This is a genomic window from Pedobacter sp. (assembly GCF_035317785.1).
Taxonomy (GTDB): domain Bacteria; phylum Bacteroidota; class Bacteroidia; order Sphingobacteriales; family Sphingobacteriaceae; genus Pedobacter.
Window position 1 is genome coordinate 1 of sequence record NZ_DATHGC010000252.1, and the last position, 15,595, is coordinate 15,595.

9 protein-coding genes are annotated in these 15,595 nt (G+C 42.8%); 3 read left to right on the forward strand and 6 right to left on the reverse strand.

The genetic code is table 11. From position 1 onward, the window contains the following. Positions 1-212 precede the first annotated feature (212 nt). Both VK541_RS15565 and VK541_RS15570 read left to right on the forward strand, forming a co-directional pair. Positions 213-857: a DUF6266 family protein gene (locus tag VK541_RS15565; RefSeq protein ID WP_324371226.1), complete on the forward strand. Its 645-nt coding sequence runs from the start codon at positions 213-215 to the stop codon at positions 855-857. Beyond that, positions 854-2,053 carry a hypothetical protein gene (locus VK541_RS15570; RefSeq protein WP_324371227.1) on the forward strand — a complete coding sequence of 400 codons (1,200 nt, stop codon included), beginning with the start codon at positions 854-856 and terminating at the stop codon, positions 2,051-2,053. The genes VK541_RS15565 and VK541_RS15570 overlap by 4 nt, the downstream gene beginning before the upstream one ends. Here VK541_RS15570 and VK541_RS15575 read toward each other — a convergent pair. From VK541_RS15575 to VK541_RS15585, 3 genes are read right to left on the reverse strand one after another with little or no spacing between them, the layout of a single operon-like run. Continuing rightward, positions 2,050-3,678 carry a sensor histidine kinase gene (locus tag VK541_RS15575; RefSeq protein WP_324371228.1) on the reverse strand — a complete coding sequence of 543 codons (1,629 nt, stop codon included), beginning with the start codon at positions 3,676-3,678 and terminating at the stop codon, positions 2,050-2,052. The two genes, VK541_RS15570 and VK541_RS15575, sit on opposite strands and share 4 nt — an antisense overlap. 14 nt (positions 3,679-3,692) lie before the next feature. Next, positions 3,693-5,921 carry a TonB-dependent receptor plug domain-containing protein gene (locus VK541_RS15580; protein WP_324371229.1) on the reverse strand — a complete coding sequence of 743 codons (2,229 nt, stop codon included), beginning with the start codon at positions 5,919-5,921 and terminating at the stop codon, positions 3,693-3,695. An 18-nt stretch (positions 5,922-5,939) separates the two neighbouring features. Then, on the reverse strand, positions 5,940-6,476 hold the full coding sequence (locus VK541_RS15585; protein WP_324371230.1) for a YfiR family protein: 537 nt from the start codon (positions 6,474-6,476) through the stop codon (positions 5,940-5,942). A gap of 282 nt (positions 6,477-6,758) precedes the next feature. Here VK541_RS15585 and VK541_RS15590 point away from each other — a divergent pair, with 282 nt between their 5' ends. Further along, a complete protein-coding gene (locus VK541_RS15590) occupies positions 6,759-7,439 on the forward strand; it encodes a GNAT family N-acetyltransferase (RefSeq protein WP_324371231.1) in 681 nt (226 codons plus the stop codon). On the opposite strand, the gene VK541_RS15595 is transcribed toward VK541_RS15590, so the two are convergent. From VK541_RS15595 to VK541_RS15605, 3 genes are read right to left on the reverse strand one after another with little or no spacing between them, the layout of a single operon-like run. Further along, positions 7,424-9,910, reverse strand: a complete 2,487-nt coding sequence (locus tag VK541_RS15595) for a hypothetical protein (protein WP_324371232.1) — start codon at positions 9,908-9,910, stop codon at positions 7,424-7,426. The genes VK541_RS15590 and VK541_RS15595 overlap by 16 nt on opposite strands. A 1-nt stretch (position 9,911) precedes the next feature. Continuing rightward, on the reverse strand, positions 9,912-12,536 hold the full coding sequence (locus tag VK541_RS15600) for a TonB-dependent receptor plug domain-containing protein (RefSeq protein WP_324371233.1): 2,625 nt from the start codon (positions 12,534-12,536) through the stop codon (positions 9,912-9,914). A gap of 1 nt (position 12,537) precedes the next feature. After that, a complete protein-coding gene (locus VK541_RS15605; RefSeq protein ID WP_324371234.1) occupies positions 12,538-15,567 on the reverse strand; it encodes an NACHT and WD repeat domain-containing protein in 3,030 nt (1,009 codons plus the stop codon). Between the last annotated feature and the right edge of the window lie 28 nt (positions 15,568-15,595).

A 15,595-nucleotide genomic window follows, 5' to 3' on the forward strand; every position in this document is an offset into this window, starting at 1 on the left:
TCTCTAAAACTATCGCCTTCTTATAAGACTCTTGATAAAGTCTACCAAATTTGGCATCTGTAATTTCTACTGACATCTCTTAAAGTTAATCATTAATAAATACTTCTTCGTGGAGATGTTAAGTCTGTATAGGACGAGTCAACCTGTCTAAGTCTCAGGGCACTCCAAACAACCAGGAATAAAAATTAAAAATAACCTAAACAATTATAAAAATGGCAAAGATAAACAGTGGCATTTTCGGGCCGGTTTCAGGGAAAATCGGACCAGTGATAGGATCCTCCTGGATGGGCATTCCCTACCTGAAAGCGGTATCCAGAAAAAGTAGTAAGAAAAAACCGCGCAGTCCGGCGCAGATGGCCAATGAGGCTAAGTTCAAATTTGCAAACAACTGGCTGGTTCCTTTCCATCCTTACCTGACTGTAGGCTTTCAAAACCTGGCCATTAAAAAGACGGCGATTTCCGCAGGCTTTTCTGCCAATTACAGGACGGTGTTTATAGGAATTTATCCTGATATAGAAATTATCTATGATAAACTGATCATCAGTTCCGGACCGCTTACCCCTTTGGGAAATCCGCAAGCCGTGTTTTCCTCGTCCGATACCATTGAACTGACCTGGGAGCAGAATTATCGCCCCGGAGTGGTTTACAACGACCAGGTGATGCTGGTGCTCTACTCCGAAGCACATGACATGACGGATGGTTTCATAGGAGCAGTTAGCCGTGCAACCCAGCAGTATAGCTTTAAGATCAGTCCCAAGCTAACCGGAGAGGCATTGCATGCATACATCAGTGTCACGTCTCTGGACAGGAAGCAAATCGCCGACAGTATTTACATAGGAAAAATAGATCCGTTATGAGAACACATACCACGCTTACTTTGCGGAAACTCATCCTTCATGAAATGGATGCCGAAAAGAATCAAATGACCCAGCAGGAAATTCGCGTTTGGATAGAAACATTACCAGATGTGGCAGCAGAAATGTTTAAGTGCATGGACTTTTTTATCGGAAGTATATTTGACAGGGGGATGGTTGGCAGACAGGTTCGCCAGATCCAGTCGGAATGTATCTATTTGCTCAATGCGATCGACAAGTATGAAAACCTGGGTGCCGGGCTTGAAAAACTGAAAAAGGAAGTGATCAAATGCCTGGACCTGATCCTTGAACGAGTAAATACACACGGAGGCAAATACCTCGAGGAAAAAACATTGATGCCAAGACTACATTTTAAAAGAGAACAGTCTGGTTTAGAAGCACAGGTCAGTTTGCTGATTTCCAGGATGCGGACAGCTGGAGTGGAAAAGGTCCTTCAGGAGATCATTATGGAGTGTTTTGAAAGCTTTAAAAAAGCCAGACAATGCACTTATTATAAAATGAACTATATCAAAGACTTGCTTGAAGCCTTGGTACAGATTACCGGGAAAGACAATAAATCATTGATCAACGGCAATTTGAGCCATCATTTGTTCGAGGCCAATTACAATACGGAGGCCTACATGAAATATTCGCAGAAAAAGATCCGGGAAGAAATGAATGAAATCTATGAGGTAAAGGAGCAGTTTAACCGGCTTTATTTCTACCAGGCAGAATTCAAAAACCGACCTTATCGCAAATCGAGGGAGCGATACGACCTGAACCGGCGGAGGAATAAAGAAATCATGACCGATTTTATCAATGCGGAACTCAGTTGTCTTCAGCAACAGCATCGGCCTGAACCGGTACTGCAGCCGGCACAGCCTCTGGGGGGAAATGGTTCTGCAAATCATGCCGGCGATATTGCCGGGTATAAGATCCGGTTTTTGCTTTCTGTTGACGCGCTGGCTTTTTTTATTAAGCTATTGGTGCAGGCAAAGGTCATTGACGGCGGCGTGCGTACGGAACTGCTTGCCTTTGTGGCCAAAGTGTTCATCACACCCGGTGTAAGTGCTGCAGGTATTTCTCCTGGGAGTTTGGGTGTAAAATACAAACAGGTCGTGCAGAGTACAGCAATGAATGTAAGGGCGGCACTGGCCAGGATGGTGAAGATAATTGATGATGAGTTTGGCCGGGTTTAACTGGGCAGGGTGATCATGAAGGTGGTTCCGGAATTGATTTTACTTTGAACATCAATTTGGCCGCCCAGTGTTTCTATTTGGGTTTTGACCATATACAGGCCTAATCCTTTACCCTCAACAGAGGTGTCAAAGCGTTTGTATAAGCCAAACAGTTTATCGCCGTTTTGCTGCAGATCAATTCCCTTTCCATTATCCCGGAATGTGAGGATAACATTATCGCCGGCACAATGGCTTTTGATACTGAGCACCAGTTTTACATCAGCCCGCTTGTACTTTATGCTATTGGAGATCAGGTTATAGAAAATGCTGTACACATAGCTTTTCAGACTATGGATATGGTCTACAGCACTAAAGTCGCAGTTTAATTCGGCCAGATTTTCCTCCAGGTAATCTTTGAAGACCACCTTAATGTCCTCCAGGATCTGACTAAAGACAATGTCTTCCATCTGTTCATGTACCTGTTGCTTTGCCTGCAGGATGTGATTGATGTCCCTGATTACTTCATCCAGTCTCTCTACACAGGTGACCAGATCGGCAATCATTTTATCGGCTTCCTGCTCGCTGTGCGGTCCCATACCAAGCAATTGGCATAAGCCGATCATATTGGCCAGAGGGGCCCGTAAATTGTGAGAGATGATATAGGTAAATTGCTCAAGCTCTTTGTTGCGCTGCACCAGGCTTTCGGTAGACTGGATCAGCTCATTTTCGCTGACCTTTAAGTTGTCACGCATCGTTAGCAACGCTTTGCCAAGCAAATCGTGATCGCCCAAAGGAGTGAATTCGACGGCAAAATTTCGTTTTCCTGTTTCATTGGCAAAAACAGCGGCTTCTCTCAATTTCCTGGAAAGCTCGTTTACAGCCCGGACCATGCTGTCGATCTCAGCGCTCTTCTTAGGCAAATTTATCAGGCGCAGTTTACCCTTGCCCAGGTCTTTTACCATTTTTATGATCTGCTTGATGGGAAAGACGATGATCCTGGTCAGGTAGAGGGAAAGAAAAATTCCCGCTAAAAATATGACAACCGCGAGCGCGATAATGAGCACTCTCAGCCGCTGAGCGTAGGTTTCCAGGTTCTTGTACTCCCGGTCCTTGATCACGCGTTCCATTGCCGCTACTTTTTCCAGCTGAGCCATCAGCTCGGCCGTATGGGGAATAATTTCATCTTCGATAATCTGTTCAGCGCCCAGCTTGGTGACCGGGTCATCGTAATCTTTGAATGCTTTCAACGCCGCCATAATGCGCTGCTGTCCCGCCAATATATGGTCAAACCCTTTAAAGATATTTTTAAGGTTGTCGGTGATCCTTTTATCATTTAGTCTGACCGTCAATGCCAGTAGTTTAACCCTTAACCGGGGATATTTAACACGGTGCAGCTGCTCAAGCGCCAGTTTATCTTCGGCACTGGACCGTAGAAATACCCAGTTCGTGGAGTACATTTTAGATTCGATCAGTAAGCTTTTAAAATCACCTAATGCCTGCTGTGAAGGATCAATGACTGAAGAGATATAATCTGATAACTTCTTACTTTTATTCAGGGTATAAATGCTGAGCAAGCCGTTGATCACAAACAGGCTGACCAGGATCAGGAAGCTGAAATATATTCTGTTGCGGATACTTAACCTCATTTAGCTGTGTTTTATTAGAATCTGAAATTAAGACCGCCCATGATACGGAACGGATCTTGCGGCTGGCCATAAAATAGTTCTGTCTCTTTCTTATTCAGATCCATGTTGTAACCTACACTACGGTAATGCTGATTCAATGCATTGCTTACATTCACAAAAAATGAGAATTTTCTACTGAACTGATAGCGGGTTGATAGGTTCAACAAAGCGTAGCCTGCAATTGTTTGCCGCCTGATGGTGGTTCCCACGGTATCTTTTGTCCCCGGCAGGTTTTGCCTGCCCATGAGGAGCAGCCTGGGCGAGAAGGTCAGATTGCCTGCACGGAGGTCAGTACCAATATGAAAGATTGCAGGCGAAATGAATGGCAGTTCAGCGTGATCTGATTTTCCATCTACATAACTGAAAGAGGCGTAAGAATTGAAAAACAGGCTCCCGATGGCATGTTTTAAGTTAAACTGCAGGCTGCCCCCATAATTTTTCTGTCTGCCCTGGTTGGTGAATACCTCTATATAGTCTACCGGTATGCCGTTGTACTGATTGTCATATAACCTGGTGGTTAAATTGTCATCGGCAAAGCGGAGTAATCCGTTTAGTACCGCATAGTAGGCGTCGGCGGTTACTGTAAAATCGTTTGTGATGTATTGGCGGATGCTGACCTCGAAATTATGTGACCGGATGGGTTTGATTTCTGGGTTGGGCAGGTGTAGAAATGAAGAATGGTAAGTTTTCCCGGAGTCAGCGGTTTCAAAAGTGCCGTATTGTACGTAAGCGGTGGAAGGTGATGGTGCCAGGTAAGCACTGCCGTAGAGTGCTTTTATTGTCGTTTTTGGAGTAAGGTTAAATACTGCGCCCAATCGTGGGTTGACGTTGCCGCCATAACGTGAATTGTAATCATACCGGCCGCCTAATGTAAAAGTCAGTGTTTTTACGGGTTTATATTGTGCCTGCAAATAGGTGCTGACATTGTAATACTTAATATAGTAGAATTGGGCAGGCAGTCCGTCCGGGTGATAAAAGCTGGAGGTACCCGCAATGCTTCCCTGAATGTTCCGACTGGTATTTACCGGTGCCGAAAGGTCAGCGCTTTGTGGAATGGCGTTAAAATTTTCGTAACTGACGCCTCCCGTTAAGTTTAATTTTGAACTTGCTTTAAAATCGAGCTGTTCTTCTGCTTTGATACTGGTAGAGGTGGAATATTTGTAAACGGGTTCGAGCGCAGTGTACAAATTCCGGTAGCTGGATTTCGGATCAAGCGAATAGCCGCTTGCAGTCAGTGTGGTTGAAGACAAGAACTTGTTAATTTTCCTTCTAAAAGAAGCGTTGGCCGTGGTGATCGACTGCCCCATATAGAGGTCTTTATTGTAAATGGTATTGCTGGTATTGTTGCCGTAGCCGCTCGGCATACGGGCATGGTTGCTAAATATGGAAAAAGAAAAATTATTCACATTTAACGCTGCATAGATGTTATAGGCCAGGGTTGGCGCCTGGTAGGAAGGCTTAAATGGGGTTGCAGGTTTTACCGGGCCATATATGGTATTGAAGGTGCCGCTCCGATAGGGTTCGCTGCTGAGCTGCGGGTCATCACGATAGATCTTAGTATAGTCCGGCTGACTGTCATAATGGTATTGCCCTGAAATGACGATGTTGGCATTGGTGGTCAATTTTTTAGCCAGAAACAGGGTATTGTTGGTGTAACCATAATTTCCCGCCGCAATGCTTGCTTCAGCTATGATGTCCTTATTTGCGGGGAGTTTCCTGGTAATGATATTGATCACCGCGGAAACGGCGTCTGCCCCGTAAAGCGCTGAGGCGGGGCCGTACACTACCTCCACCTGCTCTGCAAGACTTACCGGATAGTTTTCCATGATCGGCATGGCTTCATTTGTCGGTGAAGATATTTTTACACCATTCAATAAAATTACAAAGTTCTGCTGGCCCTGGATGCCCCTAACCGTAATGCTGTTCCTGGAATCGGAGTAGATCTTGTCATCTATTTTCATGTCGGGCAGGTCTGTAATCAGGTTAAGTAAAGACTGATAACCACGCGTTCTGATCTGTTCCTGACTAACGACATGAACTGTTGCAGGAGCATTTTCAGAGCTTTGCGATGACTTGCTTACGGTCGTTACTTTTACATTGAGCAATTCTTTCAGGCTCAGTGTATCCAGTTTGGTCGTATCGTTCTGTGCAAAGCCACAATAAGAAACCATCACTAAAAATAAAATGGGTATAATTTTTTTCATTGTATATTTTTATGGGGGTTAGTCTACAATCGTTGCCAGTTTCAACAGTTCTGACGCAATGTTCATATTTCTTGAAATGATGTTGTTTTTGTTGATCTCGAGTTTGAGGCGTTCGTTTACAATTACAATGTTGATACAGGATCCTTTTTTTGCCAGCCCCGTATTTTCTGTGATCAGTAATACGGGTTTGTCACGGGTCATTTCAGTTATCCGTTTGAGTTCGGTGCTTTCTTCTTCACTAATGAAAAGTATACTGCAGCCGGCAAATGAACCAACTGTATTGAATTTTCTAACGACTATTTTTCTGTTCCCAACCTGTTTGTTGCCCGTCAGGTCTTTCAGCTCGTCATTTAAAGGAGAATCGCCGAGTACCCCGATCACAAAATTATTGTTTTCATCAGTTTCAGGCCATTCAATGTATTTGGTGAACCGGTAGATGATGTTGGCGTGAACTTTATAATCAATTGTTTCCTGTCCGCTACAATAAATGGAGATCAGGAACAAAATACTAAAGCAAATGGATTTCCTTAAATTGATAAAAGGTTCTACGTTCATATCTGGTGCCTCTAACCAAATATACAATATGAGGGGCAAAGTTTTATTTATTCAGACTGATGTCATTAAGAAAACACTGCATGTTTTTTTGTAGTTTCTTCCGATGGGGATTTTGATATTTGAGTTTCATAAAGATGGTATTCCCCGTGGTTTTTTCTAAGGTGAGTGCCTGATACGATAAAAGACTGGTGAACTTTTCAAACATTTTGGACAGATGTGACTGTAAGTTGTAGTGCTTTATCACTTATTGTATTTTAATTAAATAACTTTATCTTTGGCATCATGAATTCGCTCACCGCCCTCGCCCCAATTTCTTTAAGAACAAATTTTAAATCTGATAAAGCTCTTGTAGATAAGATCTTAATACTAACTAGTTTAAGTTATATCAACAATATAGACCTCATTGAGAGGGAGATTGAGCATAATAAAGATATTTATATCATTACCAACCATAACAAAGAGTTATTGGCTTTCTTTATGATCAATGAAGAAAAGGTAAACGAAGAAGATACCTATTATTTAGGCTTAAGTGCTTGTAAAGATGAGTTGAAGGGACAGGGTTTAGGCAAGGCGCTGTATCAAAAATTTATGGATGATTGCAGGGGCAGGGAATTGAAGGAGAATAGAAAATTTTTGCTCTGGTGGACAACCGCTACTCCAATTGTGTATTATTGGTTTAATAAATATGTGGCTAACGTACAGCCAGATATGAATGGAGATTACAATGCTGATGGAGCAAAAATTGCCAACCAAATTAAAAAAGAAAAGTTTGAAGGCATTACAGCGGATTCACATCATCCTTTTATTCTACGCAGCGTTGCCCAAAATACAAACTATTCGGTTACCGAACAGGCACGTCTGATTGTAGCTACAGAAAGTCTTAAAATGGATGTTTTTCAAAAGTTTAACCTAAAGGAAGAAAATGCAGATCGGTTTTTAATGATCGGTTACGCTCCGGAATAGTTTAGCTCTACTAAAAGCGCAAGGGCATACGCATCAAGTAACAACGCACTCCCATTTATGTCGATTGGAACAAAATAAGGATGTGCTGATTTTCTGTTCACCTTATAGCTACTGCCTTCATTGGTAACTATTCCTTCGTTAAACAGATAAGTTAGTTGAACCTTACTCAAAAGAAATCTGTTTTCAATTTCCTTAAGCAATGTTTCTTGGGTAGAAAGGGTTGGCTCAAATTCCTTTTTTGAAAGTTTTTCGGCCATTGCCTGTAGATTTTTGATCTTACTGACTTTAAAGGCATTCAATAGCTGCTGATCCTTACTCAGTTGGTAATAACAATTTAAACAACATTCTTTTAAATGATGGTTAACCATTTTGAAATCTTTCAAAAGTAGATTTTTTAAAGCCCCCTGTGCGGACATTGGTTCTACGGATACAAACTTTTGAAGGTTTCCTATTTTCTGGTCAAAAGGTGCTGGTTCAAATATCGGTGTGAACTTATCTTTTAGTACTTCCTCCACAGTGTTGTCTAGTAGTTCTATGGCGAATAGTTTACTTTCGATATCGTCCTGGTCTTCGGAAGCAATGATATCGTAAATTACCTTAATTGCTTTTGGCTCATAGAGAACGCTTAAAAGCTCGAACAAAACCTTAATCAAAAGTTGTGTATGTTCTTTCAGGTGAAATTGTAATCCGGGATCTTCAATAAACTGAAGGTCGTTCTGAGCTGACATGGCGTAAATTAGCTCATCACTAAATTGTTGACAAAGCTCTTCAAAGTAGAAACAATCGCTTTCTGTTGGCTTTTCTGCAAATGTATTAAAAGTGTGGATGAGTTCGTATTTGAGTGTCAAATCTGAAATTTCCCAAAACTCTTTGAATAAGGTCAAAGGTAAAGGCTTTTTGGCAGTTTGAAAGAAACGGATAACAGTTAGCCGATAAAAGAAATTTGGATTGCTGTAATAGGTACTGGACAGTTTGCTGGTAAGTTCTGCATCATCATTCACAGAAATAGAGTGGAATGCTGCCGGGGCATCAGCTCTTGCCCTTAAAGCCCTTTCTAAAGTGCTGGATAAGAGATCGGTATCTGTGTTTACGTAAGATGGCTTTGCAATTGGTGCCCCATCATTTTCTGAAGCTGTAAACGACCTGATTTCTGTTAAATAGCTCCAGATTTTTTTCTTATAATTTTCATAAAGTTTTAAGCTCACCAAACTCCAGAGCAGGAAGATCACAAAGCAGATCGCTGATACGACAGTCAAAAAGTACTGGGTGTCATCACGGGAGATCAACGCTGAAACGACCAGCAGCAATCCTCCTGAAAGCACGGTGGCCACTTGGTTAAGCAATCCTTCTATAGTGGCCTCAATCCGCAGCCGGTCAGGACCGGTAACCTGGTATAGCACTTTTATGGCTGGTGTGGAGATCGCCTTGCGGATTACCCTTTCGACAAACTTGGCCAGGAAAATGAAGCATAGGATGAAGACGGGATTGGTTTGAAATGCTGCACCGCCAACGGAAGCAAAAATAAAACAGCCCACAAGCAGCAATGGCAATAGTAAAACAGAGAACCTGGCACCTTTAGCACTAAGTATATGCCCGGAAAGGAAAGAAAAGATCAGTTCACCAATTTTTACACAGCTAAAGAATACGCCGACGATAGCGGCGATCTCTATCCCGGTGTAGCTGGCCATGAACCGCACACTGATCAGGTACGTATAGTCGACAAAATAGATGGCCGCCACTGAAAAAACGGAAACCCCGGCGATGAGCAGGTAGAAGCGCTCTGATAGGAAGAACGCGAGATTGAGCTTCTTAAGTGTGGTCTTTATTGCCGGTTGATGATTTAACTTAGCCCGGTTTTCACCGAACAGCTTGTAGATCGGAAAGAATGCCGGCAAAATGCACAAGGCTGCTGCAGGAAGCAAATAATCGGGACTGCCGAGCAATTTACTAAGCACCGGGGCAAAAAGATAACCAATAATAGAAGCCACGATCTCCCCGGTTCCGATCAGCGCCAACAGCCTTTTGCTCTGGGAAAGATTGTACAGGCACGCGCAGATAGCCGAGAAGCTAAGGGCAAAAACGATGGTAAACGGCATGTTGAACAGGAAGCCAAAATACGCAAGGTAAACGGCATATGAGGGATCAGTACCTAACCTGACATAGGCGATAAATACGATTATACTGACTACAGAAAAAGCAAATAGAAACTCCAGATAACTGCGGATAATTCCCGCTTTTCGCTGCCTGGCCTGATAGATCCTGATCAGTAAAACACCCCCTATCCCGGAAATAATGTAGGCATATGGCAGATTTGAAACGCTTGTATTCTGGATCAGAAAGGTATTGACCGCTACAAAATAAAAGGAAAGTGCAACTCCCGTTATCAGTGAAAGTAAAAAAAGTAAGCGAAAGGAACGGCGCTCTTCTGCCCTCAATTTTACCATGCCGGAAAACCTGGAGGTCAGTGACATATCAGTTGCTTAAATTGGCGATTAAACGGGCAATGACCGTTCTTCCTGACTGTGGTATCCTGGAGCTTTGCACCCCGCTGGCTGCTCTTACCCCGGGAGAATAATAAGCTACATCAAAAAGATTCTGGGTAATGCATTGCAAGGTGACCATTTTATTGAAAGTATAGCCGATCGTTCCATGAATGAGCGTATGTCCCGGAATTTCGTTGTACGGATTTCCGCTAATGGAGGTGTTGATGCCCGTAGGTTTGTCTCCCACCAGATTTGCACGCATATTTACATTCAGTTTATTGCTGATAAATTTGGCGTTGATCCCTGCATTGGCAGAAAAGGAGGAGATATCTCCTATTCTGATACTTGAACCTGCTGTAGTCCGCTGTGGATCGATAACGGTGAAATTGGTAAAAAAGGTAAACCTGTCTAAAAGAGATGTTTCGCCGGAAAACTGGATACCCTGGATCTGCGACTGACCTATGGCCCTGAACTGTGTGGTTTTAACTCCAAGTGTATCGATATTCACCGTCCCCAGGGTGTTGCTATAAGAGGAATTGTAGCAGGCAATTTCTATGAAGCTCCCTTTAAAAGGAGTATATCGTGCAGAAACTTCAATATTCTTTACACGCTCAGGTTCCAGCAATGGATTGTTGACCAGCCTGGCAGAGGATGTTGCAAACTTATTGTACACAGACGCATCTAAAAAAGCCTCACTATAAATCGACTTAATAATGAACTTACCGGGATAATACACCGCCGAAAGTCTGGGGTTAAACACCGTACCATATCCGTAAATGCTATTGATCTTGTTATTGTCCATTCTGGCCGCAGCACTAAGGTTCAGTTTTCTGGCCCTGTCCTGATAGCTCAGCTGTCCATAAGCGCCAAAATCGACTACTGAGTAGTAATTGCCGCCCTTAATGCCATTGGCGCTGGAGCCTGTAGTGATCGGATCTTCTGTAGTAGAGTTTACATAATCGCCCTGCAACAAGCCATTCCTCAGCTCTACACCAAAGTTAAAATCCATTTTTTCATTGATCACATAGTTGAGCTTAGATTCTGTGCGGAACTGTTTGGACTGCTGTGAATAGTAGTTTGGCAGAAAATAGGATTCCTTTCCGGCAATGAGATCGGCAAAAGAAACCCCTGCATTGGCGTAACCGTAAAACCGGGTGATCACCGCCTCTTTTCCAAAATCACTGGTCCGGAAATAACTGAAATTGGAAAACGAAATACGCTCTGACAGACTTTTATCATAGCGGGCGTAGAAATACTGCTGCCTTACCTGCCAGTTCATCAGATCTGAACTGACCGCATAGTATTTATCCACATAGATGGGCGAAACGCCTTCCGACCATTTTTGGTATTCAAAGCCGAACTTCAGGTCGCCGATGCGGAGCTTGGCCGACAGGTAATAGTCTTTAACCCCATCTGAATAGGAAGTGCCAATACCATTATATCCTTTCTTATAATTTGTCTGGTCCAGTGAATCTGCCCTTGTGATAGCACTGGCAGTGGGGAGGATCTTTGTCTTATCGGAGTTTATGGTAAAGTACTTTCCGGTAGGGTCCTGGCTGGTATATAGCGCTGCTCTGGCAGCTGTGTAGTCCTGGGTAAATATGGTCTGGTATCTGTTGGCCCCGAATTCATCTGCCGTCCATTTATTGTCCCAGTCTGAAAACGACGACAGATTTGTATCATCTGAGTAGTAGACCCTGCCTGTAATGGCAAAAAACAGCTCGCGTCCTTTTCCGGACACCGTAACGTCGCCAAATTTGGTGTTCAATGATCCTGCTCCGCCATTACCGGTAAATGCGATCCTGCTTTTCTTCTCGTTACTGTTCCAGGCCTTTTTCTGAGGAAAATAATCTTCTTCGTTCTTGGTGATGATATTGATCACACCTAAAAAGGCGTTGGCTCCGTAAATGGTGGATGCCGGTCCGTATATGATCTCCACCCTTTTAATGTTGCTGAGCGCATATTGCCTGGAAATAAAGGCCGAATTTGACCACATTTCATTGTCCTCAACACCATCCACCAGTAATAACGTCCTGTCTGTATTTGCCGCCGTGCGGTAACCACGCTGGTACATATCGGAATAAGAAAGGCCTGAGCCTTTGGAAATATCAAAGCCCGGCAGGTCATGGAACAATTGTTCCAGATCAGTGTATCCGCGGTTCAGAATGTCCTCAGAAGTGATGATCTGAATAGTGGCAGGAGCGAGCTCTATGGTTTCTGCCTTTTTTGATACGGAGGAAGTAAGTTTGGCCCTGATCAGCTGCCTTAAATAAATTACCTGCAGCCTGAAACGGTCCGGATCACGTGAGTCGGGATCGAAGTTGTCCTTTAACAAAAGTAGTTTTTCAATACTTTCATCAGCCTTTTCTATGGAATCAAGTGCCAAATATGACATGGATAACAAGCGGTAAGCCTGTACCTTTTCACTGTAGCTAAATCCCTTTGAAGCGATACAGGAATTTAACCGGTCAATACTTTCGTAGAATTTGCCGATGTTGTACTGTCCTTCAGCATCATTGACCGATGTTATCCCGCATTCCTGGGAAACAGCAGGGTTGCAGATGGCAGTGAGCAGTAGCAGCAGAATGGGAGCGCAGATTTTTCTTATAGACATTTTAATTTTTATCTGTGGTTAGCGAGCGGTACATACCGGCCATGGTACTATGCCATCCGACAATTTTCTTATCCTCGCTTCCGGTGTACAGAAACTTTCCATCTGGTGTGTACCACAGACAATATACCCATTTGTTATGCGTCCTCAATGTCAGTATGTCTTCCGTGCTTCTTGATGCCATCAGTGCTTTTACATCTATCAGCTTAATGGTCTGGTCGCTACTTGCTGATGCAAGCTGGAGCACTCCGCCACCTACCATGCTAAATTTCAAATCATTGATTGAAGAGGCATGGGGCGTAAAGCTTGAAGCAGGTTTATTGCTTTTCAGCTCTTTTATCCAGATTCCCCCATCGTAAGTGCCTGCGGCCAGATAATCATCGGCAGGGCTAACCACAATACTGGTGATCTTTGAGGGTAGTGTAAATGTAGTGGATGAGGTTCCCGTCAGGTCAGCATCATCATTATAAACAGAAATTTTATTACCTGCTGCCAGATAGAGTTTGCCGCTGCTTCCATAATTCATTGCTGTAAAGATGCCGTTAGAGAATTTCAGGGTTTCAATAACTGTGTTCGCACGGTATATTCCTAGTCCTTTGCTGCTGAGAATAGCAAATTCTGAGTTGTTTTTAAACAGTACCTGTCTCCCTATCCCAGGAAAAGATACTATGGTTAATTCTTTTACTGATGGTCCGTTTGCATTCAGGCCCAGCAAAATTGCATTCCCCGTAGCGGTTACGACAACTGCTTTTAATCCGTCCGGAGAGGTACTTATGGAACGCGCCTCATCTTTGACGTCATATGAAGCTACTGGTTCAAGAATACCATTCACTACTTTAGAGAGGTACACCATGCCCGATTCATCTATAGAAACCAGCTGGTCGGCCGCTGGTCCGTGCGCTACACTTCTTACCGGATACTTATGGTAGGCAAACTGGTTCTTGTGCTGGATCTCATTGACCCAGTTAAACTGCAGGGAAGTATAAATGTCGTTGTTCTGGAGCGGTCCGTTGTTTGTAGCATTTAGCGTGTAGGCGCTGAGCACCTCCTTTTTGCTCTCATCAAATTTCTTATCGTTTAAAAGCAGCATGGCCTGATAAGAAAGGTTTCTGGCCTCTGCCAGATCCTTCAACCGTGCCGAGATCTGTTTCTGCTCTACCGCTATTTTTTCATTGCTAACCGCACGTTCGGTCTGTGTTTCTGCGATAGATTGTTGTTGTTTCGCAATAGTGGCATTAAGCTCTGCTATCGTTTTTTGTCTATCAGCAAAAGCCTTTTGTTGTTCGGCAATTACTTTTTGTAACAAGGCGTTTTTTTCACTTTTAGTTGCCTTTTCTTGCTCCATTTGAGCAATATTTTTTTGTTCAAGTGCCAATTTTGCACTCAATAAAGCATTTTCCTTACTTTTTTGTGCCAGGCGTTCCTGTTCTTGTGCTAATTTTCTTTGACGCTTAGCTTCTACACTTTCTTTTTCTGCAATTACTGTTTGCCTTTTTGCTAAATTCTTAAGTTCAAAAGAATAGATAGCAAGTAGAAAAGCGCCTAGCGCGATAACTGAAATAATTATGGAAATTCTTTTGGCACGAAGAAGACGCTGTTTTTGCATTTTCTCTTTAAAAACAAGTTCTTTTTCGAACTGTGTTTTGCTGTATTCCAAAAAAAGAATCGCCTTGTCGAATAAGTCATTATAACGTCCAGCCCAAATTGCAGTTGGTTGTTGTTCCTCCTTCCATTTCCAAGTCACCTGGAGTTCAGGATCGCGCAATAAACCTCCTTTGCCTGCTTCGTATAAATTAGCTGCATCGCATAGGCGGAGGTAAGTCTGTGCAGCTGTTTCTTCGTCCTCAATCCAGGTAATTAACCGTTCCCAGCGTTTTAAGATACTTTCGTGTGCAATATCCAATATAGAATCTGGTGTTAAAGGGACAGTAGAAATTGACGTGATAAAGTTGTTTTTCCCGTTTCTGAATATATCGGTCACCGCAATAATTTCTGCCTCGCTTGCATTGGCCAATTCACAAAGCTCTGCTAATTTTCTAGGCCTTCGCATGCCTTTGAAGGGGCCGCTCATGGTAACTAATGCGCAAAACATTGCTTTGCAAATTTGTTGATCTTTTGAGGTTTTTAAGGTCGAATATGCTTCTTCAAGATGCTGTGATAGCGCATTGTCGAGTGTTCCGGCTTGTTCATAGGATTCGAAATCAATTTCATTTCGATTGCTGTTTTTGTTATTTTCCCAGTAATCCCAGGTACGCATCATCGCATGCTCCAGGAGCGTTAACTGATCTTGATTCTCCTTAATATCATTGGATAATTGCGTAGTAAGATCAGCAGAAAATTTAACATTTTGTATGCTTAATGCTTTAACAATAGCGTCTTGTTGCTCGGCGGCATTCATTTTCGATACTAGGTATTGACCGTTATTGATCGCTTCGGGGAGTCCGTTAAATTCGGTGCAATTGCCAAGAAAATCCGATCTCATCGTTAATAGAACAGAGATGGGCGAGTGCTTAGCTTCAGTTGTTTTTAATAGGAGCTGAATAAAAGCTGCCGCATTATTTTTTTCATTGCCAATCGAAAAACGAAACAGGTTTTCAAAATCATCAACTATTAAAAGTAGTTTTTCATTTTTAGCTAACCGGGATTGGTTATAAATTTCGAGGAGAGCAGATTCACTTTCGTTTAATTTATTTAAGATTTGGCTGCTTGCTGCTGTATCAGAACTGTATAGCACACCTTTTTCTGCGAGTGCATAAGCCATATTTGCAATAGGATCACATTCAGGCTTAAAAATACAAATCTGCCAATTTTGAGTACTGTCGTTTTGTAAAGCGGGGATTAGTCCGGCTTTAACCAATGAAGATTTTCCGCTTCCGGCAGATCCAATAACCATAAGAAAGCGAACAGAAAGAAATTTTTGGAGCAATTGACCTATCTGTTTCTGCCGACCAAAAAAAAGTTCGGCTTCTGTTTCTTCAAATGATCTTAATCCGGGAAAAGGATTGGTTAATTTACTTTCCAATGTGTTGAGCATAAGCTTGAGCGTTGGCTAGAAATTCATT

Excerpts from the sequence above, each read along its gene's own strand:
- VK541_RS15580 (WP_324371229.1), bottom strand. The coding sequence starts at position 5,921 with ATGAAAAAAATTATACCCATTTTATTTTTAGTGATGGTTTCTTATTGT.
- VK541_RS15605 (WP_324371234.1), bottom strand. The coding sequence starts at position 15,567 with ATGCTCAACACATTGGAAAGTAAATTAACCAATCCTTTTCCCGGATTA.
- VK541_RS15590 (WP_324371231.1), top strand. The coding sequence starts at position 6,759 with ATGAATTCGCTCACCGCCCTCGCCCCAATTTCTTTAAGAACAAATTTT.
- VK541_RS15570 (WP_324371227.1), top strand. The coding sequence starts at position 854 with ATGAGAACACATACCACGCTTACTTTGCGGAAACTCATCCTTCATGAA.
- VK541_RS15585 (WP_324371230.1), bottom strand. The coding sequence starts at position 6,476 with ATGAACGTAGAACCTTTTATCAATTTAAGGAAATCCATTTGCTTTAGT.
- VK541_RS15595 (WP_324371232.1), bottom strand. The coding sequence starts at position 9,910 with ATGTCACTGACCTCCAGGTTTTCCGGCATGGTAAAATTGAGGGCAGAA.
- VK541_RS15575 (WP_324371228.1), bottom strand. The coding sequence starts at position 3,678 with ATGAGGTTAAGTATCCGCAACAGAATATATTTCAGCTTCCTGATCCTG.
- VK541_RS15600 (WP_324371233.1), bottom strand. The coding sequence starts at position 12,536 with ATGTCTATAAGAAAAATCTGCGCTCCCATTCTGCTGCTACTGCTCACT.
- VK541_RS15565 (WP_324371226.1), top strand. The coding sequence starts at position 213 with ATGGCAAAGATAAACAGTGGCATTTTCGGGCCGGTTTCAGGGAAAATC.